The organism is Streptomyces africanus, from assembly GCF_030816955.1.
In the GTDB taxonomy this organism is placed as follows: domain Bacteria; phylum Actinomycetota; class Actinomycetes; order Streptomycetales; family Streptomycetaceae; genus Streptomyces; species Streptomyces africanus.
Genome location: NZ_JAUSYP010000001.1, coordinates 2803134 through 2826869, shown reverse-complemented (window position 1 = coordinate 2826869; position 23736 = coordinate 2803134). Strand labels below are relative to the sequence as shown.

20 protein-coding genes are annotated in these 23736 nt (G+C 72.8%); 16 read left to right on the top strand and 4 right to left on the bottom strand.

The window, feature by feature from the left end:
* The first annotated feature begins 52 nt into the window (after nucleotides 1–52).
* Nucleotides 53–2317: a SpoIIE family protein phosphatase gene (locus QF034_RS13115; RefSeq protein WP_370880791.1), complete on the top strand. Its 2265-nt coding sequence runs from the start codon at nucleotides 53–55 to the stop codon at nucleotides 2315–2317.
* 27 nt (nucleotides 2318–2344) lie between these two features.
* Nucleotides 2345–3577 carry a radical SAM family heme chaperone HemW gene (gene hemW, locus QF034_RS13110; protein WP_307175130.1) on the top strand — a complete coding sequence of 411 codons (1233 nt, stop codon included), beginning with the start codon at nucleotides 2345–2347 and terminating at the stop codon, nucleotides 3575–3577.
* A gap of 253 nt (nucleotides 3578–3830) precedes the next feature.
* Here hemW and QF034_RS13105 read toward each other — a convergent pair whose 3' ends face one another.
* Both QF034_RS13105 and QF034_RS13100 read right to left on the bottom strand, forming a co-directional pair.
* Entirely contained in the window at nucleotides 3831–4637 is an 807-nt protein-coding gene (locus QF034_RS13105; protein WP_307175129.1) for a DUF3097 domain-containing protein, read from the bottom strand.
* A 31-nt stretch (nucleotides 4638–4668) separates the two neighbouring features.
* On the bottom strand, nucleotides 4669–5400 hold the full coding sequence (locus QF034_RS13100; protein ID WP_307175128.1) for an MBL fold metallo-hydrolase: 732 nt from the start codon (nucleotides 5398–5400) through the stop codon (nucleotides 4669–4671).
* Nucleotides 5401–5571: 171 nt separating this feature from the next.
* Here QF034_RS13100 and hrcA point away from each other — a divergent pair, with 171 nt between their 5' ends.
* From hrcA to QF034_RS13050, 10 genes are all read left to right on the top strand, one after another.
* The gene (gene hrcA, locus QF034_RS13095; protein WP_086563135.1) at nucleotides 5572–6588 is read left to right on the top strand and encodes a heat-inducible transcriptional repressor HrcA; all 1017 of its coding nucleotides are present in this window, start codon (nucleotides 5572–5574) and stop codon (nucleotides 6586–6588) included.
* Nucleotides 6588–7724 (top strand): molecular chaperone DnaJ, encoded by a 1137-nt coding sequence (gene dnaJ, locus QF034_RS13090; RefSeq protein ID WP_020270536.1) that lies wholly within the window; start codon nucleotides 6588–6590, stop codon nucleotides 7722–7724. Before hrcA ends, dnaJ begins: the two co-directional genes overlap by 1 nt.
* A 213-nt stretch (nucleotides 7725–7937) precedes the next feature.
* Nucleotides 7938–9014: a nitronate monooxygenase gene (locus tag QF034_RS13085; RefSeq protein WP_307175127.1), complete on the top strand. Its 1077-nt coding sequence runs from the start codon at nucleotides 7938–7940 to the stop codon at nucleotides 9012–9014.
* Nucleotides 9011–9751 (top strand): 16S rRNA (uracil(1498)-N(3))-methyltransferase, encoded by a 741-nt coding sequence (locus tag QF034_RS13080; RefSeq protein ID WP_307175126.1) that lies wholly within the window; start codon nucleotides 9011–9013, stop codon nucleotides 9749–9751. The genes QF034_RS13085 and QF034_RS13080 overlap by 4 nt, the downstream gene beginning before the upstream one ends.
* Before the next feature lie 17 nt (nucleotides 9752–9768).
* Complete coding sequence (locus tag QF034_RS13075; RefSeq protein ID WP_307175125.1) at nucleotides 9769–10161, top strand: VOC family protein; 393 nt, start codon at nucleotides 9769–9771, stop codon at nucleotides 10159–10161.
* A 49-nt stretch (nucleotides 10162–10210) separates the two neighbouring features.
* Nucleotides 10211–10768 (top strand): hypothetical protein, encoded by a 558-nt coding sequence (locus QF034_RS13070; protein WP_307175124.1) that lies wholly within the window; start codon nucleotides 10211–10213, stop codon nucleotides 10766–10768.
* 45 nt (nucleotides 10769–10813) lie between these two features.
* The gene (locus tag QF034_RS13065; RefSeq protein WP_307175123.1) at nucleotides 10814–14053 is read left to right on the top strand and encodes a S41 family peptidase; all 3240 of its coding nucleotides are present in this window, start codon (nucleotides 10814–10816) and stop codon (nucleotides 14051–14053) included.
* Between the two features lie 124 nt (nucleotides 14054–14177).
* The gene (locus QF034_RS13060; RefSeq protein ID WP_307175122.1) at nucleotides 14178–14531 is read left to right on the top strand and encodes a histidine triad nucleotide-binding protein; all 354 of its coding nucleotides are present in this window, start codon (nucleotides 14178–14180) and stop codon (nucleotides 14529–14531) included.
* Between the two features lie 14 nt (nucleotides 14532–14545).
* Nucleotides 14546–15478: a ribonuclease Z gene (locus QF034_RS13055; protein ID WP_307175121.1), complete on the top strand. Its 933-nt coding sequence runs from the start codon at nucleotides 14546–14548 to the stop codon at nucleotides 15476–15478.
* A gap of 20 nt (nucleotides 15479–15498) precedes the next feature.
* Nucleotides 15499–16491, top strand: coding sequence for an adenosine deaminase (locus QF034_RS13050; RefSeq protein ID WP_307175120.1), 993 nt, complete (start codon nucleotides 15499–15501; stop codon nucleotides 16489–16491).
* Between the two features lie 13 nt (nucleotides 16492–16504).
* On the opposite strand, the gene QF034_RS13045 is transcribed toward QF034_RS13050, so the two are convergent.
* Nucleotides 16505–17818, bottom strand: coding sequence for an MFS transporter (locus QF034_RS13045; protein WP_307175119.1), 1314 nt, complete (start codon nucleotides 17816–17818; stop codon nucleotides 16505–16507).
* Nucleotides 17819–18021: 203 nt separating this feature from the next.
* Complete coding sequence (locus QF034_RS13040; protein WP_307175118.1) at nucleotides 18022–18804, bottom strand: IclR family transcriptional regulator; 783 nt, start codon at nucleotides 18802–18804, stop codon at nucleotides 18022–18024.
* Between the two features lie 123 nt (nucleotides 18805–18927).
* Here QF034_RS13040 and QF034_RS13035 point away from each other — a divergent pair, with 123 nt between their 5' ends.
* The 4 genes from QF034_RS13035 (at nucleotide 18928) to QF034_RS13020 (ending at nucleotide 23729) form a co-directional block, all read left to right on the top strand.
* Complete coding sequence (locus QF034_RS13035; RefSeq protein WP_307179863.1) at nucleotides 18928–19875, top strand: 5-dehydro-4-deoxyglucarate dehydratase; 948 nt, start codon at nucleotides 18928–18930, stop codon at nucleotides 19873–19875.
* Nucleotides 19872–21161, top strand: a complete 1290-nt coding sequence (locus QF034_RS13030; RefSeq protein WP_307175117.1) for a glucarate dehydratase family protein — start codon at nucleotides 19872–19874, stop codon at nucleotides 21159–21161. Before QF034_RS13035 ends, QF034_RS13030 begins: the two co-directional genes overlap by 4 nt.
* Nucleotides 21162–21300: 139 nt before the next feature.
* Nucleotides 21301–22437: a carbohydrate kinase family protein gene (locus QF034_RS13025; protein WP_307175116.1), complete on the top strand. Its 1137-nt coding sequence runs from the start codon at nucleotides 21301–21303 to the stop codon at nucleotides 22435–22437.
* 224 nt (nucleotides 22438–22661) lie between these two features.
* Nucleotides 22662–23729: a PhoH family protein gene (locus QF034_RS13020; protein WP_307175115.1), complete on the top strand. Its 1068-nt coding sequence runs from the start codon at nucleotides 22662–22664 to the stop codon at nucleotides 23727–23729.
* Nucleotides 23730–23736 lie beyond the last annotated feature (7 nt).

Here is a 23736-nt window from a genome sequence, read left to right as displayed (position 1 = left end):
CCTGTCGGCATCGACTGTGGCGTATTCGTACGAACTGCCCGGGGAGCTGTCCATGGGGGCCATTCCGACGCAACGGGAGACCGCTTCCCGTGCCTCAGAGGCGCCTGCGCACGCTTCGGAGATCTCTGTGCCGCCGCACGAGGGGGCCGTCTCCGAGGAGTGTGCGCTGCCTTCCGAGGCGCCGGCGCTCGGGTCCGAGGCGCCCGTGCCCGGCTCCGAGGCGCCCGTGCCCGCATCCGGGCCCGTGGTCGCTTCCGAGAGGCTCGTGGTGGCTTCCGAGGGGCTCGTGGTGGCATCCGAGGAGCCGGTGGTGGTTTCCGAGGCGCCCGCGAAGGAGCGCGCGCGGGCGTACGCGGCCCTGTCCGGCAGCTCTCTCGCGCCGGGCTCCGCGCGCGCCCTGGTGCGCGCGGCGATCGCCGAGTGGACCGGACTCGGCCTGCCCGGTGCCGAGCACCTCACCGACCGTCTCGCCGACGACGCCCTGCTCGTCGTCAGCGAACTCGTCACCAACGCCGTCGTGCACGCCGGCACCGACGTCCAGCTGGAATGCCGGCTGGAATGCGACGACCAGGACACGGCCGCGCTGCTCGTCGAGGTCTCCGACCACCACCCCTCACGCGCCCCGCGCGGCAGCGAGCCGGAAACACCGCAGGACACCCCGGAGTACGGACGCGGCCTGCGGCTCGTCGGCGCGCTCTCCGAGGCCTGGGGCATCACGTACCGCACGGGCCGGAAGACCGTGTGGGCGCGGTTGCCCGCCGGGGGATGCGAGGCCGGCGATCAGATCGAGGCGTACGCCGGGGAGCACGCGCTGGCGCGCGGGCTGCGCGTGGCGGAGATCCTGGCGCCGGAGCCACCTCCCGGGCAGGAGGCCCGGGAGAGCCGATGGAAAGACGCACGCGACCCGCAGGCCCCCGGCGGCTCCGGCGACCTGCGCGACTGGCAGGACCTGCGGGACTGGCGGGAGCGGTACGAGGACTGCGACGGCCGGGACGGACGCGATGGCTCCTGGCTGGGCCGCGGAGCCCTCTCCTTCCTCGCCGAGGCCTCCGACCTCCTCGCCGGACAGCTCGACGAGGACCTGGTCGCCGCCCTCGCCGGGCAGTTGATCGTGCCCCGGCTGGCCGACTGGTGCGCGGTGTGGCTGGAGGACGAGGCCACCGCCGGCGGCTGGAGCGGCGGGGCCGGAGCGGGCGGGCCCCGGCTGGCCCGGGTCTGGCACGGCAGCGAGAACCGCATCGAGGAGCTGCGCCGGGCCCTGGAGAAGGACACCCCCCACCCGTCCGACCCGTTACAAGCCGGTCCGTCCGACTATCCCTGGCCCGGCGAGGCGCTCGGTGACGCCCCCGGCGAGCCGGGCTCGGCCCTGGCGTACCGGCTCGTCGCCGGCGGACGCCCGCTGGGCACCCTCGTCATCGGACGGTCCGGGTCCGCCGGCTTCCCCGACGAGATCACCGGCCTGGTCGAGGACCTCAGCCGCCGGGTCGCGCTCGCCATCGGCGCCGCCCGCCAGTACGCCCGCCAGGCCACCATCAGCGCCGTACTCCAGCGCGGACTGCTGCCCGGCGCCGTGGCCGAGATCCCCGGGGTGCGCAGCGCCCTCGTCTACGAGCCGTGCGACAAGGGCGGGCCCAGCGGCGACTTCTACGACCTGTTCCCGGCCGGAGACGGCCGCTGGTGCTTCGCCGTCGGCGACGTCCAGGGCAAGGGACCCGAGGCCGCCGTCGTGATCGGTCTGGCCCGGCCCTGGCTGCGGCTGCTGGCCCGTGAGGGCTACCGGGTCGCCGACGTCCTCGACCGCCTCAACCAGCTCCTGCTCGACGACGCCACGGAGGCCGCGGACGCGGCGGCCCGGGCGCTGGTGGCGGCGGGCGCGCGGCCGACCCCGCCCGGCGACGGACCCCAGACGCGTTTCCTGTCCCTGCTGTACGGCGAACTCGTCCCCTTCGACGGCGGTGTCCGCTGCACCGTCGCCTCCGCCGGGCACCCGCTGCCCCTGCTGCTCGGGGCGGGCGGCGAGGTCCACACGGCCGCGCAGCCGCAGACCCTGCTGGGCGTCGTCGAGGACGCCACCTACGCGAGTGAGACCTTCGAGCTGCGCTCCGGCGACACGCTGCTGTGCGTGACCGACGGCGTCACCGAGCGCCGCTCCGGCTCCCGCCAGTTCGACGACGGCGACGGTCTCGCGACGGCGCTGGCCGGGTGCGCGGGGCTGGACGCGGAGCTGATAGCCGAGCGGATCACGCGGCTGGTGCACGAGTTCGGGGCGCGGCCCCCGGCGGACGATCTGGCGCTGCTGGTGCTCCAGGCGGAGTGAGTGCCCGGGTGCTGGACAATGGGACGTATGCCTTCCGCACTCCCCGACGGTGAGCCCGTCCCCGACGACGGCGCGCTGCCCGCCTCCGCGCTCGCCGGGGCCGCCGACCGTCCGCTCGGGTTCTACCTGCACGTTCCGTACTGCGCGACGCGCTGCGGCTACTGCGACTTCAACACCTACACGGCGACCGAGCTGCGCGGCACCGGTGGTGTGCTGGCCTCGCGCGACAACTACGCCGAGACGCTGGTCGACGAGGTCCGGCTGGCGCGGAAGGTGCTGGGGGACGACCCGCGGCCCGTTCGCACGGTGTTCGTGGGCGGGGGTACGCCGACCCTGCTCGACGCCGGTGACCTGGTGCGGATGCTCGCGGCCGTCCGTGACGAGTTCGGGCTGGCCGAGGACGCCGAGGTCACGACCGAGGCGAATCCGGAGTCGGTGGATCCGGCGTATCTGGAGGCTCTGCGTGAGGGGGGCTTCAACCGGATCTCCTTCGGGATGCAGAGTGCGCGGCAGCATGTGCTGAAGGTGCTGGACCGGACGCATACGCCGGGGCGGCCCGAGGCGTGTGTCGCGGAGGCCCGGGCGGCCGGGTTCGAGCATGTCAATCTCGACCTGATCTACGGCACGCCGGGGGAGTCCGACGACGACTGGCGGGCGTCGCTGGACGCGGTGCTGGGGGCCGGGCCGGACCATGTCAGCGCGTACGCCCTGATCGTCGAGGAGGGGACGCAGCTGGCTCGGCGGATCCGCCGGGGCGAGGTGCCGATGACGGACGACGATGTCCATGCCGACCGGTACCTGATCGCGGACGAGGTCCTCTCGGGCGCGGGTTTCGAGTGGTACGAGGTGTCCAACTGGGCCACGTCATCGGCGGGGCGGTGCCTGCACAACGAGCTGTACTGGCGGGGGGCCGACTGGTGGGGGGCCGGGCCGGGTGCGCACAGTCATGTGGGCGGGGTGCGGTGGTGGAACGTGAAGCATCCCGGGGCGTATGCGGGGGCGCTGGCGGCGGGGCGGTCGCCGGGGGCCGGGCGTGAGGTGCTGTCGGAGGAGGACCGGCGGGTCGAGCGGATTCTACTGGAGTTGCGGTTGCGGGAGGGGGTGCCGTTGTCGTTGCTGCGGGAGGAGGGGCTGGCGGCTTCGCGGCGGGCGTTGTCGGACGGGCTTCTGGAGGAAGGGCCGTACGAGTCGGGGCGGGCTGTGCTCACTCTGCGGGGGCGGTTGCTGGCCGACGGCGTGGTGCGCGACCTGGTGGACTGAGGTGCTGGGCGTTGTCGCTGGGGCCGGGTGGGTCCGCAGCCCGGCGGAGCGGGGTGCCGCTGCGCCCACCCGTGCCGCCCTGGGGGTACCTCCCAGGCCCTTAAGGCACTGGGGGAGGCACGATTGCCCGCAGCTAAGCGGCATGCCGCAGCCCGGCGGAGCGGGGTGCCGCTGCGCCCACCCGCGCCGCCCTGGGGGTACCTCCCAGGCCCTTGAGGCACCGGGGGAGGCACGATTGCCCGCAGCTCAGCAGCTACGTCGGTGTCGTCACGAAGTCGATCAGTTCCTCGACCCGGCCCAGTAGTTCCGGCTCCAGGTCCTTGTACGACCGTACGGCCGACAGGATTCGCTGCCAGGCCGCGCCCGTGTTCTCCGGCCAGCCCAGTGCCCTGCACACTCCCGTCTTCCAGTCCTGGCCGCGTGGGACCCGGGGCCATGCCTCGATGCCCAGGGACGACGGCTTCACCGCCTCCCAGATGTCGATGTAGGGGTGGCCGACGACCAGGGCGTGGTCGCTCGTCACCGACTGGGCGATGCGCCACTCCTTCGAGCCGGGCACGAGGTGGTCCACCAGGACGCCCAGCCGCGCGTCCGGGCCGGGGGCGAAGTCGGCGACGATCGACGGCAGGTCGTCGACGCCCTCCAGGTACTCCACGACCACGCCCTCGATGCGCAGGTCGTCGCCCCAGACCCTCTCGACCAGCTCGGCGTCGTGCCGGCCCTCGACGTAGATCCGCCCGGCGCGGGCCACGCGGGCGCGGGCGCCGGGGACGGCCACCGAACCGGACGCGGTACGGGTGGGACGTGCGGGGCCGGCGGGCGAGGGACGGACCAGGGTCACGACCCGGCCCTCCAGCAGGAACCCGCGCGGCTCCATGGGGAACACCCGGTGCTTGCCGAAGCGGTCCTCCAGGGTCACCGTGCCCGCCTCGCAGCGGATCACCGCACCGCAGAAACCGGTCCCGGCCTCCTCGACCACCAGGCCCGGCTCCGCCGGGACCTCGGGAACCGGCTTCGGCTTCTTCCACGGCGGGGTCAGGTCCGGAGAGTACTGGCGCATTCGAATGACGATAGGAGAAGGCGTACGGCGATCACCGCGACACGCCGAAATACGCCGCCAGCGCGTCGCGCTGGGCGCGCACGAACACCGCGTCCACCACCGCTCCGTGACCGGGCACGTACAGCGCGTCCTCGCCGCCCAGGTCGAGCAGCCGGTCCAGGGCGGCCGGCCAGTGCGACGGCACGGCGTCGGGGCCCGCCTGCGGCTCGCCGGACTCCTCGACCAGGTCGCCGCAGAACACCACCTCCGGATCGCCCGGCACCAGCACCGCCAGGTCGTGCGCGGTGTGCCCGGGGCCCACGTTCGCCAGCAGCACCTGGCGTCCGCCGCCCAGGTCGAGGGTCCACTCGCCGGAGACCAGGTGGCGGGGCGCGACCAGCCGGTCCGCCGCCTCCTGCGCGGTGGTCTCCGCCAGGCCGTTGCGCACCGCGTCCGCGCGCAGCTCCTCGCGGTCCCGCAGGCGCGTCAGCACCGCGTCCACGCCCACCGCGCCGAACACCTCCGCGTCCGTGAACTCCGCCACCCCGAAGACATGGTCGAAGTGGGGATGGGTCAGCGCGAGATGCGTCACACGGTGACCGGTGAGCGACCGTGCCTGCTCGCGCAACCGCGCGCCCTCGGCCGGGCTCGACCCGGCGTCGATCATGAGGACCGCGTCCTCACCGGCGACCAGCCCCGCCGTGCAGTCCCACACCGGGAGCCGGCACCGCCCCACGCCCGCGGCCACGCGCTCCCAGCCGAGCTCTTCCCAAGTCACCGTCATACGGCGACGCTAGCGGTGACCGCCGCCCGGGGCACGGCAGCACGCGACCAGCCTTGCCGGGGGTGTACCCCACAGCCGTACACTGGGCGGGGAATGCTGGCACTCGCACGCGCAGAGTGCCAGGCCCCACAGGCAGGACACGAGGCGGACGACTTCTGGAGGTGCGCGCGAATGCTCAGTGAACGCAGGCTTCAGGTGCTGCGCGCCATCGTCCAGGACTACGTCGGCACCGAGGAGCCGGTGGGCTCCAAGGCCCTCACCGAGCGGCACAACCTCGGCGTCTCGCCGGCCACCGTCCGCAACGACATGGCGGCCCTGGAGGACGAGGGGTACATCGCCCAGCCGCACACCAGCGCCGGGCGCATCCCCACCGACAAGGGCTACCGGCTGTTCGTGGACAAGCTGGCCGGCGTCAAGCCGATGACCGCGCCCGAGCGGCGCGCCATCCAGAACTTCCTCGAGGGCGCCGTCGACCTCGACGACGTCGTGGCGCGGACGGTACGGCTGCTGGCGCAGCTCACGCGCCAGGTGGCCGTAGTGCAGTACCCGTCGCTGACCCGCTCGACCGTGCGGCACGTGGAGCTGCTCGCTCTCGCGCCCGCGCGGCTGATGCTCGTGCTGATCACGGACACCGGGCGGGTCGAGCAGCGCGTGGTCGACTGCCCGGCGCCCTTCGGCGAGGCCTCGCTCGCGGATCTGCGCGCGCGGCTCAACAGCCGGGTGGCGAACCGCCGTTTCACGGATGTGCCGAGTCTGGTGGAGGATCTGCCGGAGGCGTTCGAGCACGAGGACCGGGGTACGGTCTCCACGGTGCTCTCCACACTTCTGGAGACGCTCGTCGAGGAGAACGAGGAGCGGCTGATGATCGGCGGCACCGCCAACCTGACCCGCTTCGGGCATGACTTTCCCCTCACGATCCGGCCGGTGCTGGAGGCGCTGGAGGAGCAGGTGGTGCTCCTCAAGCTGCTCGGCGAGGCGCAGGATCCGGGCGTGACCGTACGGATCGGTCATGAGAACGCCCACGAAGGACTCAACTCCACGTCCGTCGTGTCGGTCGGCTACGGTTCGGGCGGCGAGGCTGTCGCCAAGCTCGGCGTGGTCGGACCGACCCGCATGGACTACCCGGGAACGATGGGAGCGGTACGCGCAGTGGCACGGTACGTCGGACAGATCCTGGCGGAGTCGTAGTGGCCACGGACTACTACGCCGTACTCGGCGTGCGCCGCGACGCGTCGCAGGAAGAGATCAAGAAGGCCTTCCGGCGGCTCGCGCGCGAGCTGCACCCGGACGTCAACCCCGATCCGAAGACCCAGGAGCGGTTCAAGGAGATCAACGCCGCCTACGAGGTGCTGTCGGACCCGCAGAAGAAGCAGGTCTACGACCTCGGCGGCGACCCGCTCTCGCAGGCCGGAGGCGGCGGTGCGGGCGGCTTCGGGGCCGGTGGCTTCGGGAACTTCTCCGACATCATGGACGCCTTCTTCGGCACGGCGTCGCAGCGCGGTCCGCGCTCGCGCACCCGCCGCGGCCAGGACGCGATGATCCGCATCGAGGTGGAGCTCGACGAGGCGGCCTTCGGCACGACGAAGGACATCCAGGTCGACACGGCGGTCGTCTGCAACACCTGCAACGGTGAGGGCGCGGCGCCGGGGACCTCCGCACAGACGTGTGACATGTGCCGCGGCCGCGGTGAGGTGTCCCAGGTCACGCGGTCCTTCCTAGGCCAGGTCATGACCTCGCGGCCCTGTCCGCAGTGCCAGGGGTTCGGCACGGTGGTGCCCACGCCGTGCCCGGAGTGCGCGGGCGACGGGCGTGTGCGGTCCCGCCGTACGCTCACGGTCAAGATCCCGGCCGGTGTCGACAACGGCACGCGGATCCAGCTCGCCGGTGAGGGCGAAGTCGGTCCCGGCGGCGGCCCTGCGGGCGACCTGTACGTCGAGATCCACGAACTGCCCCACTCGCAGTTCCAGCGGCGCGGCGACGACCTGCACTGCACGGTCACGCTCCCGATGACGGCGGCCGCCCTCGGCACGAAGGTGCCGCTGGAGACGCTGGACGGCCTGGAGGAGGTCGACATCCGCCCGGGCACCCAGTCCGGCCAGTCGATCCCGCTGCACGGCCGCGGTGTCACGCACCTGCGGGGCGGGGGACGCGGCGACCTCATCGTCCACGTCGAGGTCCAGACCCCGAACAAGCTGGACGTCGAGCAGGAGCGCCTGCTGCGCGAGCTGGCCAAGCTGCGCGGCGAGGAACGGCCGACGGGTCAGTTCCAGCCGGGGCAGCAGGGGTTGTTCTCGCGGTTGAAGGATGCCTTCAACGGGCGGTGACGCCGGCGGCTCGGCCGCTGCTGGGGGTCCGGGGGTCGGTCCCCGGGCAGGCACAGTCAGCCCGGGCAGCAGGGGTTGTTCTCGCGGTTGAAGGATGCCTTCAACGGGCGGTGACGCCAGGTCCTCCAGGGGGCGGTGGTGGCTTTTCCTCTGGTCTATGCCACACGGCAGGCCGGTTTCGGAGTAGTCCGGAGGACGTGACAACATGCGGTCATGTCCTCCGCGCTGACCGATCTCTTCCCCCACCCGATCGTGCAGGCCCCCATGGCGGGCGGCGTCTCCGTACCGAAGCTCGCCGCCGCCGTGTGCGAGGCGGGCGGGCTCGGGTTCCTCGCCGCCGGGTACAAGACGGCCGACGGGATGTACGAGGAGATCAAGCAGCTGAGGAGCCTCACCGGCAGGCCCTTCGGCGTGAACCTCTTCATGCCGCAGCCGGAGTACGCCGACCCCGCCGCCATCGACGTCTACGCCCACCAGCTGGCCGGCGAGGCCTCCTGGTACGAGGCCGAGCTCGGCGACCCCGACAGCGGCCGCGACGACGGCTACGAGACCAAGCTCGCGGTCCTGCGCGACAACCCCGTGCCGGTGGTGTCGTTCCACTTCGGCACGCCGAGCCGGGAGGTCGTCGACACCCTGCACCGGGTCGGCACCTTCGTCCTGGTCACGGCCACCACCCCCGACGAGGCCCGGGCCGTCGAGCGGTCCGGCGCGGACGCGGTCATCGCGCAGGGCGTCGAGGCCGGCGGTCACCAGGGCACGCACCGGGACATCCCCGAGACGGACGGTTCCGGCATCGGGCTGCTGTCGCTCCTCGCCCAGATCCGGGAGACCGTGAGCATCCCGATCATCGCCGCCGGCGGCATCATGCGCGGCGGCCAGATCGCCGCGGTCCTCGCGGCGGGCGCGAGCGCGGCCCAGCTCGGCACCGCGTTCCTCGCCACCGCCGAGTCGGGCGCGAACACCCTGCACAAGCAGGCGCTGACCAACCCCCTGTTCGTCCGTACGGAGTTGACCCGGGCCTTCTCCGGGCGCCCGGCGCGCGGCCTGGTCAACCGCTTCCTGCGCGAGCACGGCCCGTACGCGCCCGCCGCCTACCCCGAGATCCACCACCTCACCTCGCCGCTGCGCAAGGCCGCCGCCAAGGCGGGGGACGCGCAGGGCATGGCGCTGTGGGCCGGGCAGGGCCACCGGATGGCGCGGGAGCTGCCCGCCGGGCAGCTCGTGGAGGTGCTGGCCGGTGAACTCGCCGCGGCGCGGACGGCGTTGTCGGGCGGAGGCGGGGTGCGATGACGGCACCGGTGTTCGTGGTCGAGCACTTCGACGCGGCCGGAGGCGGCCGCTTCGTCCTCGACGGCCCGGAGGGACGGCACGCCGTCTCCGTGAAGCGGCTGCGGCCCGGCGAGGACGTCGTCCTCACGGACGGCGCCGGGCGCTGGGCGGACGGTGTCGTGCTCGACACCGAGGGCAAGGACCGGCTGATCGTCCGGCTGGACCCGGTGACGGAGGAACCGCCGGAGCAGCCCCGGGTCACCGTCGTCCAGGCGCTGCCCAAGGGCGACCGCGGGGAACTGGCCGTCGAGACGATGACCGAGGTCGGCGTCGACGCGATCGTGCCGTGGGCGGCGGCGCGCTGCATCACGCAGTGGAAGGGCGACCGCGGGCTGAAGGCGCTGGGCAAGTGGCAGGCGACGGCCCGCGAGGCGGGCAAGCAGTCCCGCCGGGTGCGCTTCCCGCAGGTCGCACAGGCGGCGACGACCAAGCAGGTCGCCGCGCTGCTGGCCGCTGCCGACTTCGCCGCCGTGCTGCACGAGAGCGGGGACGAGGCGCTGGCGACGGCCGAACTGCCGTCGTCCGGCGAGATCGTGCTCGTCGTGGGGCCCGAAGGGGGCGTGACGCCGGAGGAGTTGGCGCTGTTCGCACAGGCGGGGGGCAAGGCGTATCGCCTCGGGCGCAGTGTGCTGCGCACATCGACTGCCGGGACGGCGGCCGCGGCCGTGCTCCTGGCTCGCACCGGCCGCTGGACCTGACCCTTCTCGGAGGCACCGTGGAACTCGCACAGGTACGACTGCTCGTGACCGACTTCGCCGCCTGCTACCACTTCTACGGCGAGGTCCTCGGCCTCAAGCCGCAGTCGGGGGCGGTGGACGGGCCGTACGAGAAGTTCAGCCCCGCCGTCGGCTCGGCGGGGATCGCCCTCCAGGACCGCACGATGATGGCCGAGGTCCTGGACGAGCTGGGTGACGCGGCGAACGGCCACCGCTCCCTGGTCGTCCTGCGCGTCGACGCCCTGGACGCGTACTGCGAGGAGGTCACGATGCGCGGCGCCACGATCCTGCACGGCCCGGCCCACCTGACCGACCGTCTGCGCGTCGCCCACCTCAAGGACCCGGAGGGCAACTTGGTCGAGCTGCAGGAGTGGTTGCTGCTGCACGGCTGACGCCTTTGCGCCCTACCGCTCGGCCCCCGACAGTGGCAGTCTCCCCTCCATGGGGGCACTGAGGAGGATTTGGCGGGGGTCGCGCATCCGTACGGCGGCGGTCGCGGTGACCTGTGCGGTGGCCGCCGTCGGCGGCGTGGTCGCGTGTGAACCCGGTGGCGGGATCAGTTCCGCGGCCGTTGCGTACACCACCGACGAGGCCGTCACCAAGGAGCTCAACCGGCAGAAGGCGGGCGTGCGGTGGCTGACGTGCACCGCCTCCTACGGGAATTCCGGCCAGGGCGGGAAGCCGTCGCCCTCGGCGAGTGAGAAGACCGTCGCCACCGTCCACTGCGAGGGGGAGACGGAGGACGGGAAGGACATCACCGTCGACGGCAAGGTCACCCACGCGGTGGACGGCGCCTGTGTGCGCGGGAACATCACCGCCAAGGTGGACGGCAAGGTGTGGTTCGAGGTCGACGGGCTCGGCGACTGCAACTCCACCAGCCCGCCGCCCGTGGGAGGCGGGCCCTCGAACGGGCAGCCCGGTGCCACCGTCACCGTGACCGTCACGCAGACCATCTGGTGCGATCGGTACCCGGACTGCCGCCCTGTCGAGGGCAAGTGATCCGAACCCTGTCCGCACGGCGGCCTCCCTGCATAGGGTGATCGGGTGACACAGTCCGCATCGCCTGCTTACCTCCGCTTCCCGCACGTGCACGGTGACCTGGTCGCCTTCACCGCCGAGGACGACGTGTGGCTCGCTCCTCTCGACGGCGGACGGGCCTGGCGGGTCAGCGCCGAGAACGTGCCGGTGACCCTGCCCCGCATCTCGCCCGACGGCACCACGGTCGCCTGGACCTCCACCCGCGACGGCGCCCCCGAGGTGCACATCGCCCCGGTCGACGGCGGTCCCGCCAAGCGCCTGACGTACTGGGGCAGTCTGAAGACCCAGGTGCGCGGCTGGACCCCGGACGGCGAGGTCCTCGCGATCAGTTCGCACGGCCAGGCGAGCCTGCGCCGCACCTGGGCGCGTGCCGTCCCGCTCGACGGCGGTCCCGCCACCACCCTGCCGTACGGGCCGGTCGGTGACATCGCCTTCGGGCCGAGTGTCGTCCTGCTGTCCGCGCCGATGGGGCGCGAGGCCGCCTGGTGGAAGCGGTACCGGGGCGGTACGGCGGGCAAGTTGTGGATCGACCCGGACGGCGACGGGGAGTTCGTCCGGCTGCACGAGGAACTCGACGGGAACATCGAGTACCCGCTGTGGGTGGGGATGGGGGTCCCCCCGCTCGAGCGAAGCCGAGAGTGGGGGAGGGTGGCCTTCCTCTCCGACCACGAGGGCACCGGCGCGCTGTACTCCTCCCTCGCCGACGGGTCCGACCTGCGGCGGCACACCCCGCTCGACGGCTTCTACGCCCGGCATGCCGCGACCGACGGCACCCGTGTCGTCTACTCCAGCGCCGGTGAGCTGTGGGTGCTGGACGACCTGGACGGGGCGGAGCCGCGGCGGCTGGACGTGCGGCTCGGCGGACAGCGCGTCGATCTCCAGCCGTTCCCCGTGAACGCCTCCCGGTGGTTCGGGTCGGCGTCCCCGGACCACACCGCACGCGGCAGCGCCGTGTCCGTACGCGGCTGCGTCCACTGGGTCACCCACCGCTCCGGCCCGGCCCGCGCCCTGGCCGCCACGCCCGGCGTGCGGGCCCGGTTGCCGCGGACGTTCCGCGCGGACGGCGAGGAGTGGGTGGTGTGGGTGACGGACGCCGAGGGCGACGACGCCCTGGAGTTCGCGCCCGCCACCGGCCTCACCCCGGGGGCGACACCGCGCCGGCTCGCCGCCGGGCAGCTCGGCAGGGTGCTGGAGCTCGCCATGGCACCGGACGGCAGTCGCGCGGCCGTGGCCTCCCACGACGGTCGCCTGCTGCTCGTCGAGAGGGAGACGGGCGAGGTGCGGGAGGTGGACCGCAGCGAGGACGGTGATGTGTCCGGGCTCGTCTTCTCGCCCGACTCCTCCTGGCTCGCCTGGTCCCACCCCGGCCCGCGGCCCCTGTCGCAGCTGAAGCTCGCCAACACCACCGACCTGTCGGTCACCGAGGCGACCCCGCTGCGCTTCCAGGACTACGCGCCGGCGTTCACGACGGACGGCAAGCACCTCGCGTTCCTGTCGAACCGCTCCTTCGACCCGGTCTACGACGAGCACGTCTTCGACCTGGCCTTCGTGGAGGGGGCCCGGCCGCATCTGATCACGCTCGCGGCCACCACGCCCTCCCCGTTCGGGCCGCAGCGGCACGGCCGGTCCTTCGAGACGCCGGACCGGGAGGAGACCCCCGACAGCGAGGGCACCCCCACCACCCGCATCGACCTCGAAGGCCTCGCCGACCGCATCGTGCCCTTCCCGGTCGAGGCCGCCCGCTACTCCAACCTCCGTGCCGCCAAGGACGGCGTCCTGTGGCTGCGCCACCCGGTCGCCGGTGTGCTCGGCGCGTCCCGGGCCACCCCGGACGACCCCGAGCCCAAGTCCGAACTGGAGCGGTACGACCTGGCCCAGCAGCGCGTCGAGCATCTCGCCGTCGACGCCGACCACTTCGAGGTCAGCGGCGACGGCAAGCGGGTACTGCTGTGGACCGACGGACGGCTGAAGGTCGTCCCCAGCGACCGGCGCGCCTCCGGCGACGACGACAGCGACACCAACATCACCGTCGACCTGGGCCGCGTACGCCAGTTCATCGACCCGGCCGCCGAGTGGCGGCAGATGTTCGACGAGAACGGCCGCATCATGCGCGACCACTTCTGGCGGCCGGACATGAGCGGCGTCGACTGGGACGGCGTCCTCGACCGCTACCGGCCGGTCGTGGACCGGCTCGCCACCCACGACGACCTGGTCGACCTGCTGTGGGAGGTGCAGGGCGAACTCGGCACCTCGCACGCCTACGTCACCCCGCGCGGCGGCTTCGGCGGCGGTCCCCGCCAGGGCCTGCTCGGCGCCGACATCTCCCGCCACGAGGACGGCAGTTGGCGCGTCGACCGCATCCTGCCCTCCGAGACCTCCGACCCGGACGCCCGCAGCCCGCTGGCCGCACCCGGCGTCGCCGTACGCCCCGGGGACGCGATCCTCGCCATCGCCGGACAGCCGGTGGACCCGGTGACCGGCCCCGGCCCGCTGCTGATCGGCACGGCGGGCAAGCCGGTGGAGCTGACCGTCTCCCCGTCCGGCGGAGGCGACCCGCGGCACGCCGTCGTCGTCCCGGTCGCCGACGAGGAGCCGTTGCGCTACCACGCCTGGGTCGCCGACCGGCGCGCCTACGTCCACGAGAAGTCCGGCGGCCGCCTCGGCTACCTCCACGTCCCGGACATGCAGGCCCCCGGCTGGGCCCAGATCCACCGCGACCTGCGCGTCGAGGTCGCTCGCGAGGGCCTGGTCGTCGACGTCCGCGAGAACCGCGGCGGCCACACCTCCCAACTGGTCGTCGAGAAACTCGCCCGCCGCATCGTCGGCTGGGCCGTCCCGCGCGGCATGCGCCCCTACAGCTATCCCGAGGACGCCCCCCGCGGCCCCGTCGTGGCCGTCGCCAACGAGTTCTCCGGCTCCGACGGCGACATCGTCAACGCCGCGATCAAGGCCCTGGGCCTCGGCCCGGTGGTCGGCACCCGCACCTGGGGCGGCGTCATCGGCATCGACAGCCGCTACCGCCTGGTCGACGGCACCCTGGTCACCCAGCCCAAGTACGCCTTCTGGCTGGAGGGCTACGAGTGGGGGGTGGAGAACCACGGGGTGGACCCCGACGTAGAGGTCCTCCAGCGCCCCCAGGATTACGCGGCGGGCAGGGACCCCCAACTGGACGAGGCCATCCGACTCGCTTTGAAGAGTCTGGAGGGCAGTCCGGCAAAAACGCCGCCGGCTTTGCCGACTTCTTAGGGGCGCGGGGCTGTATCGATGTGCGGCTCCGCCGCGTGGGCGCGACCAGCCACAACGCACCCGCACATGACGACGATACGATGCCCGAGTCGGACCCCACATTCGGCCAACCCCCGGAGGAAACATGGCAGGGGAACCCCAGGACGACTGCCTGTTCTGCAAGATCGTCGCGGGAACCATCCCGGCGACGATCGTCCGCGAGACGGACACCACCGTCGCGTTCCGCGACATCAACCCCCAGGCCCCCACCCACGTCCTGATCATCCCCAAGGCGCACTACGAGAACGCCGCCGCCCTCGCCGCCGCCGACCCGGCCCTCACCGCGGACGTGCTCCGCGAGGCCCAGGCCGTCGCCGACGAGGAAAAGCTGGACAGCTTCCGCCTCGTCTTCAACACCGGCAGCGGCGCCGGCCAGACGGTCTGGCACGTACACGGCCACGTGCTCGGCGGCCGCGGCCTCGACTGGCCTCCGGGGTAATGGGGTAATCCGCCTTGTCCGTACGCGAACTCGTGGTGCTCGGCACCGCCAGCCAGGTCCCGACCCGGCACCGCAACCACAACGGCTACCTGCTCCGCTGGGACGGCGAGGGCATCCTGTTCGACCCCGGCGAGGGCACGCAGCGCCAGATGGTGCGGGCCGGGGTCGCCGCGCACGACCTGAACCGGATCTGCGTCACGCACTTCCACGGTGACCACGCACTCGGTCTGCCCGGGGTCATCCAGCGCATCAACCTCGACCAGGTGCCGCACGAGATCACCGCCCACTACCCGAAGTCCGGGCAGCGCTTCTACGAGCGGCTCCAGTACGCCACGCCCTACCGTGCGACCGTTTTCCTCACCGAGGCCCCGGCCGACGGGGACGGCGTCCTCGCGGTCACGCCGTCGTACACGCTGGACACCCGCAGGCTGTCGCACTCGATCGAGTCGTACGGCTACCGGATCACCGAGCACGACGGCCGCCGGATGCTGCCCGAGCGGCTCGCCGCACACGGCATCAAGGGGCCGGACGTCGGCCGGATCCAGCGCGAGGGCTCCCTCGGCGGGGTCTCGCTCGACGACGTCAGCGAGGTGCGGCGCGGGCAGCGGTTCGCGTTCGTCATGGACACCCGGCTGTGCGAGGGGGTGTACGCGCTCGCCGAGGGCTGCGACATGCTCGTCATCGAGTCGACGTTCCTCGACGAGGACGAGCAACTGGCCGTGGAGCACGGGCACCTGACGGCAGGTCAGGCCGCGCGGGTGGCCAGGGACGGCGGAGTGCGGCACCTGGTGCTGACCCACTTCAGCCAGCGCTACACCGACCCTGGGGGCACCTCCCGGACGGAGTCTGGGGGAGAGTTCGAGCGGCAGGCGCGGGCGGCGGGGTACGAGGGCGAGTTGACCGTGGCGCACGATCTGCTGAGGGTGCCGGTTCCGAAGCGTCGGTGAAACGCCCGTACGATGAATTGATGTCCCTCCCCAAAGCCGAACTGCACCTTCATATCGAAGGCACCCTGGAACCGGAACTCGCCTTCGAGCTCGCCGCGCGCAACGGCGTCACCCTGCCCTACGCGGACACGGACGAGCTGCGCGAGGCCTACCGGTTCGAGGACCTCCAGTCGTTCCTGAACCTGTACTACGAGCTCATGGCCGTCCTGCGCACCGAGCGGGACTTCGAGGACCTCGCGAACGCCTACCTCGCACGCGCCGCCGCCCAGGGCGTGCGGCACGCGGAGATCTTCTTCGACCCGCAGGCCCACACCAGCCGCGGGCTGGAGCTCGGCACGGTCGTCGAGGGGCTGTGGCGGGCGCTCGGCGACAGCGCGTCCCGGCACGGCGTCTCGACCCGGCTGATCATGTGCTTCCTGCGCGACGAGTCCGCCGAGTCGGCCCTGGCCACCCTGGACGCGGCCAAGCCGTACCTGGACCGGATCACCGGCGTCGGCCTCGACTCGGCCGAGGTCGGGCATCCGCCGGCGAAGTTCCGCGAGGTGTACGAGGCCGCCGCCGCGCTCGGGCTGCGGCGGGTCGCGCACGCCGGTGAGGAGGGGCCGCCGGAGTACATCACCGAGGCCCTGGACGTCCTCGGCGTCGAGCGGGTCGACCACGGGCTGCGCTGTGTGGAGGACCCGGCGCTGGTGGAGCGGCTGGTGCGGGAGCGGGTGCCGCTGACGCTGTGTCCCCTGTCGAACGTCCGGCTGCGCACCGTCGACACCCTGGCCGACCATCCGCTGCCCGCCATGCTGGACGCCGGCCTCATATGCACGGTGAACTCCGACGACCCGGCCTACTTCGGCGGGTACGCCGGTGACAACTTCGACGCCGTGCGCGGCACCCTCGGCCTGAGCGAGGAGCGGCTGCGCGAGCTCGCCCGCAACTCCTTCCTCGCCTCGTTCCTGGAGGACGACGAGGAGTTGCGGGCGAGGTATCTCGCCGAGGTGGAGGCCTACGCGTTCCGCTGAGGAATCCGCGGCCTCACAGGACCTCCGACCCCGCCTTGTCGTAGGCGCGCTGGGCCGGGACGGCCGGGGCGTCCACGGGGATCTCCACTACCTGCTGTTCCCGGGCGCCGATCTCGGGGACCGCTCCGGTGGGGGTGCCCGTGGCGGCGGCGACCAGGGCGGCCGGGTGGCCGCCGCGGCGGCGGATCGCGCCGGCGAGCAGCGGGCGCCCGCTCGTGTGCAGGGCGACGGCGGTCATCGGCAGGGCGACCACCAGCAGACCGGCGGCCAGGATCGAGCCCATGACCGGGAACCCGGCCTGCGCCGACAGCACGCTGCCGGCCAGCGGCCCGGCGGCCGTGCCCAGCGAGGACGCCGAGCCGACGAGCACCGCCCAGCGGCCGCGCGGGTCGAGCGAGGCGGCGAGCCCGATCAGATACGACAGCACCACCGGATACAGGGTGTTCCAGGCGATCTCGCCGGTCGCGAAGCTCGTCAGGTCGGTCGCGGAGGCGCTGAGCACGATGCAGCCGGCGATGAGGACCGTGCCCGCCCCGATCGGCACCGCGCGTCCCAGCCGCGCCCCGAGCGCGCCCGCCGCGAGGACGCCGGTCAGTCCGGCGCCCAGCGCCACGGCGAAGACGACGCCGACGGTGGCCTCGCCGAGGTGGGCCTGGGTCAGCCCGATCTGTCCGCTCACGCCCCACAGGGAGTTCTGGGCGAGCGACCAGCACAGCATGGCGGCGGCCAGCACCAGGCCCGAACGGGCGTGGGGCAGCCGGGCCTTGTGGTGCCGTGTGGGCGCGGCGGGCGTACCGGCGGGCAGGCGGCCGGTCAGCGGCCACACGGCCAGGGCCGTGAGGGCGATCGCGGCCAGGGGCAGACCGTGCCCCGGCCCGAGGTGCGGGACCGTCAGATACACCGCGCCCGCGAGGGCGGAGACGGTGAGCAGCCCGGCCGTGGAGGCCCGGTGCGGATCCCGCTGGGCGGCGATGAGGGTGGCGGCGACGGTGGTGGCCGTGCCGGATCCGAACCCGCCGACCATCGCGCCGGCGACGACGGCCGGGACGGCGGTGGTCAGCGCGGCACCGCCGTAGCCGAGCAGGGCGAGTGCGAGTCCGAGCCGGGCGAGGGTGCGGGCTCCCAGTGCCTCGACCCGTGAGGCCAGGGCGAATCCGGCGGTGGCCGAACTCAGCAGCAGCGCGCTGCCGACGGCGCCGGCCTGGGTGGCGGAGAGCGGAAGGCCCGAGTCGAGTCTGCCGACGGTGGTCGGCAGCAGATACGGGGCGAGGTACCCGGCCGTGAAAAGGGCGACGAGGGGCCAGGGGGTGGTGCGGGGGGCGAACACGGGCGTTCCCAGGGCATGCGAAAGGAGCGGTGGAAGAGGGGGGGTGGGCGACGACCGTCGACGGACAGGAACGCGCGGGCAATTTGTATCAAGCATGTAGTCGTACGAGTTAACCCGGAGAGTGTGATGTGGCGCACGTTGTGTTTGGTGCGGTGAAGTCCGGGTAAACGAACGCCTTTCACGAGGCGCCGTGGGTGTTTTCGCTAACGCCAGTGCACGGATCCGGCGCCCGTCGGAACCGTCGCTTCGGCCTTCGCCCGGATCTCCCGCATCACGGCGACGATCCGCTCCTCGTGCTCCGGCGTGAGCCGGGCCACCGGCACCGAGCAGCTGATCGCGTCCAGTGCGGGGGTGTCGTAGCGCAGCGCGAAGCCGAAGCCGACGATGCCGGTCACGCCCTCCTCGCGGTCCACGGACCAGCCGCGGGCCCGGACCCGGGCGAGGTCGGCCGCCAGGGACTCCCGGCTCGTGTGCGTGTTCGGGGTCAGCGCCTCGTACGGCCCCTCGGGCAGCTCCGTGTCCGGGCGTTGTGCCAGCAGGGCCTTGCCGAGGGCCCCGGCGTGCGCGGGCAGGCGCCGCCCCACCCGGCTGATCGTGCGCAGGTACTCGTGCGACTCCCGCGTCGCCAGATAGGCCACGTCCCGGCCGTCCAGCCGCCCCATGTGGATCGTCTCGCCGAGCGCCTCGGACGCCTCGTCGAGATACGGCCGTACGACCCTGACCCGCGGGTCGGAGTCGAGGTAGCTGGTGCCGGTGAGCAGGGCGTGGATGCCGATGCCGTACAGGGAGCCGGTGATGTCGGTGCGGACCCAGCCGCGCGAGATCAGGGTCTGGAGCAGCGCGTACATCGAGCTGCGGGGCACGCCGAGTTCGTCGGCCAGCTCCTGGAGCCGTGCCGGGCGGTCGCCGCGCGCCGCGAGGACTTCCAGCAGTTCGACCGTGCGGGCCGCGGACTTCACTTCACGGACGCCCCCTGTGTCTGGCATGTGCCGATCGTAATCGGACAGCCCCGCCTGGTTGACGTTCGCCTATCCAACCCGCATTCTCATACATAGATGACGTCTACATGAGGAGATGGCCCGGAGATGGCCCCGGAAACGAGCGAGGAGATGCCCGTGAGTGCTGGACCGAGTGCGGTCGCGCACCGGCTGCGGGACGGTATGGCCCAGGGCGTGCTGTCGTTCCCGCTGACCAGCTTCCGCGACGACGGCAGCCTCGACCCGGACGGCTTCCGCGCCTATGTCGCGGACCGGCTCGCCGCCTCGCCCGGCGCCGTCTTCCCCGCCTGCGGCACCGGCGAGTTCTTCTCGCTCGACGAGGACGAGTACCGGCAGGTCGTCACCATCACGGTCGAGGAGGCGGCGGGCCGCGTCCCCGTCGTCGCGGGCATCGGCTACGGCTGGGCGCAGGCCGTCCGGTTCGCGCGCATCGCCGAGGACGCCGGAGCCGACGCGCTGCTCGTGCTGCCGCACTACCTCGTCGCCGCCCCGCAGGACGGCCTGGTCGCCCAGCTGGAACAGATCGCCGCCCGCACCCGGCTGCCCCTGATCGCCTACCAGCGCGGCCAGGTCACGTTCACCGCCGAGTCGCTCAGGCGCGTCGCGGCCCTGCCGGGCGTCATCGGCCTCAAGGACGGCCACAGCGACCTCGACCGGCTCCAGCGCCTCACGCTCGCCGCGCCCGAGGGCTTCCTGTTCTTCAACGGCGCCGCCACCGCCGAGATCCAGGCCCGCGCCTATGCCACCGTCGGCGTCCCCGCCTACTCCTCCGCCGTCCACGCCTTCGCCCCCGAGATCGCCGGTGCCTTCTTCGACGCCCTGCGCGACGGCGACCACGGCACCGTCGACAAACTGCTGCGCGGCTTCTACGTCCCGCTCGTCGAACTGCGCGACCGCGTCCCCGGGTACGCCGTGTCGCTGGTGAAGGCGGCGGCCCGGCTGCGCGGCCACCCGGTGGGCCCCGTGCGCGCCCCGCTCACCGACCCCGCGCCCGCCGACCTGGCCGCCCTCAGCGCCCTCCTCACCGCCGGGCTCGACCTCGTAGGAGCCGCTCTGTGAACCTCGCCATCACCGACGTACGGCTGACGCCGATCCTGGTCGCGGACCCGCCGCTGCTGAACACGCAGGGCGTGCACCAGCCCTACACGCCCCGGCTGATCGTCGAGGTCGTCACGGCGGACGGGGTGACCGGCGTGGGGGAGACCTACGGCGACACCAAGTACCTGGAGCTGGCCCGGCCCTTCGCCGAGCGGCTGAAGGGGCGGCAGGTCAGCGACCTCAACGGGCTGTTCACGGTCGCGGACCAGGTCGCGGTGGACGCCTCCCGGGTCGAGAACGCCGTCGACGTCGGCGGGCTGCGCGGCGTCCAGACCGCCGACAAGCTGCGTCTTTCCGTCGTCTCCGGCTTCGAGGTCGCCTGCCTCGACGCCCTCGGCAAGGCCCTCGGGCTGCCCGTGCACGCGCTGCTCGGCGGCAAGGTGCGCGACGCCGTCGAATACAGCGCGTACCTGTTCTACAAGTGGGCCGGCCACCCGGAGGGCGTCGCCTGCGAGAAGGACGACTGGGGGGCCGCCGTCGACCCGGCCGGGGTCGTGGAACAGGCCCGCCGGTTCACCGAGCGGTACGGCTTCACCTCCTTCAAGCTCAAGGGCGGCGTCTTCCCGCCCGACGAGGAGATCGCGGCCGTCCGGGCGCTCGCCGAGGCGTTCCCCGGGCATCCGCTGCGGCTCGACCCCAACGGCGCCTGGTCCCTCCAGACCTCGCTGAAGGTGGCGCGGGAACTCGGGGACGTCCTGGAGTACCTGGAGGACCCGACCCTCGGCACCCCCGCCATGGCCGAGGTCGCCGAACGGACCGGGGTGCCGCTCGCCACCAACATGTGCGTGACGACCTTCGCCGAGATCAAGGAGGCGTTCACCAGGGGCGCCGTCCAGGTGGTGCTCTCCGATCACCACTACTGGGGCGGACCGCGCAACACCCAGCAGCTCGCGGCCGTCTGCCGCACCTTCGGCGTCGGCGTGTCGATGCACTCCAACACCCACCTGGGCATCTCGCTCGCCGCGATGACCCACGTGGCGGCCACCGTCCCGGACCTCCACCACGCCTGCGACTCCCACTACCCCTGGCAGTCCGAGGACGTGCTCACCGAGCGGCTCACCTTCGAGGGCGGCAGGGTGACCGTGCCGGACGCGCCCGGGCTCGGCGTGGAGCTCGACCGTGAGCGGCTGGCCGTGCTGCACCGGCGGTGGCTGGATGACGACGGTGGGCTGCGCGACCGGGACGACGCGGCGGCCATGCGGGTCGCCGACCCGGAGTGGGTGACGCCCTCGATGCCCCGCTGGTAGCCCCGGCTCCCGCCTCGCCCAGGGGGCGCGCGGGGGCCGGTGCGAGCTGACGGAACGGGTGGGCCTGGCGTGATCGGCGTCACGTTGTCGGTGGTGTGGTGCACACTGGCCTGATCCGCACCACGTCAGGGAGCGCATCGTGATCGCGTCCACCGCCCCGGCCGGAAAGGGCCCGGCCGGAAAGGGATCGCACCGCCAGAGCCAGGTCGATCCCCTCGCCCCGCTGCGCGCGCCGCAGGACCCGCCCTGGGACGTCTACCTCACCGGCACGGTCTTCCTCGACATCATCTTCACCGGCCTCGACTCCGCCCCGGTGCGCGGGACCGAGTCCTGGGCGCGCGGGATGGGATCGAGTCCCGGCGGCGTCGCCAACATGGCCACCGCCCTGGCCCGCCTCGGCCTGCGGACGTCCCTCGCGGCGGCCTTCGGCGACGACCACTACGGCGACTACTGCTGGGACGCCCTGGAGCACGGCGAGGGCATCGACCTCTCCCCGTCGCGCACGGTGCCCGGCTGGCACTCCCCGGTGACGGTCTCCATGGCCTACGAGGGCGAGCGCACGATGGTCTCCCACGGCCACGAGCCGCCCCCGGAGGAGCCCGCCCCCGCGTGCCCGCCCCGCGCGCGTGCCGCCGTCGCCTCCCTCGCCCCCGGCGTGAGCGCGCCCTGGATCGCCCAGGCCGCGAGCAAGGGCACCCGGGTCTTCGGCGACGTCGGCTGGGACGACACCGGCGCGTGGGACCTGGCGGAGCTGCCCGACCTGCGGCACTGCGAGGCGTTCCTGCCGAACGCGGAGGAGGCCATGCGGTACACGGGCGCGGACTGTCCCAGGGCGGCGGCGCACGCGCTGACCGAGCACGTGCCGCTCGCGGTGGTCACCCTCGGGGCGGACGGGGCGTACGCGGTGGACCGGCGTACGGGGGAGACCGCGGAGGTGCCGGCGATCGAGGTCGAGGCGCTCGATCCGACCGGGGCGGGGGACGTGTTCGTCGCCGGGTTCGTGACCGGGACGCTGGCGGACTGGCCGCTGGCGGACCGGCTGGCCTTCGCCGGGCTGACGGCGGCGCTGTCGGTGCAGGAGTTCGGCGGGTCGCTGTCGGCCCCGGGGTGGTCGGAGATCGCGGCGTGGTGGCGGCGGGTGCAGTCGGTGGAGGGGCAGGACCGCGAGGCGTTGCGGCGGTACGGGTTCCTGGCGGGGCTCGTGTCGGAGGAGCTGGACAGGCCCTGGCCGTTGCGGCGGGCCGTGCCGACGATCGGGTTCCGGCGCTCGGCGTGACCCTCCTGGCCGACCATGGGGCTCCGCCCCCTGGACCCCCGGGACCTATATGCCCACCCACCGCCCGAATCGGTCGGCCAAAAGGCCCCGTCGCCTCGGATTCCAACCCCGCCCCCAAAACCCCTACGGCGTTGTCAGTCCCCCGTCGTACCCTGGGAACCGCGAGGCCGCCCTCAGCTACGCGGCCGTGAAGAGGAGGAACCGCAGGCCTTCAGCGCCGGCCCATGACTCAGACACCCACAGCTCACACCCCCGCGCAGGAGCAGGCGAGAGCGCAGTTCACCGTCCCCGCCCAGCACCCCATGGTGACGGTGCTGGGTTCCGGCGACGCCCTCCTGCGCGTGATCGAGAAGGCCTTCCCGGCGGCCGACATCCACGTCCGGGGCAATGAGATCAGCGCGGTCGGCGACCCTGTGGACGTCGCCCTCATCGCCCGCGTGTTCGACGAGATGATGCTGGTGCTCCGCACCGGACAGCCGATGACGGAGGACGCAGTGGAACGCTCGATCGCCATGCTCAAGGCGAGCGAGAACGGGGAGAGCGACGGCCAGGAGACCCCGGCCCAGGTGCTCACGCAGAACATCCTGTCCTCGCGAGGCCGCACGATCCGCCCCAAGACGCTCAACCAGAAGCGCTACGTGGACGCGATCGACAAGCACACGATCGTCTTCGGCATCGGCCCGGCGGGCACCGGCAAGACGTACCTGGCGATGGCCAAGGCGGTGCAGGCCCTGCAGTCCAAGCAGGTCAACCGCATCATCCTGACCCGCCCGGCGGTCGAGGCGGGCGAGCGGCTCGGATTCCTCCCGGGCACGCTCTACGAGAAGATCGACCCGTACCTGCGCCCGCTCTACGACGCGCTGCACGACATGCTCGACCCGGACTCCATCCCCCGCCTGATGGCGGCGGGCACGATCGAGGTCGCGCCGCTCGCCTACATGCGCGGCCGCACGCTCAACGACGCCTTCATCATCCTGGACGAGGCCCAGAACACGAGCCCCGAGCAGATGAAGATGTTCCTCACCCGCCTCGGCTTCGACTCGAAGATCGTGATCACGGGTGACGTGACGCAGGTCGACCTCCCGGACGGGACGAAGAGCGGTCTGCGACAGGTGCAGGACATCCTGGACGGCGTAGAGGACGTCCACTTCTCCCGGCTGTCGTCCCACGACGTCGTCCGGCACAAGCTCGTGGGCCGTATCGTCGACGCGTACGAGCAGTACGACACCAAGCACGGCACCCAGAACGGCACGCACAAGGGCCGCGGCAAGTCCGGGCACAAGGGGAAGTAGACCGAGC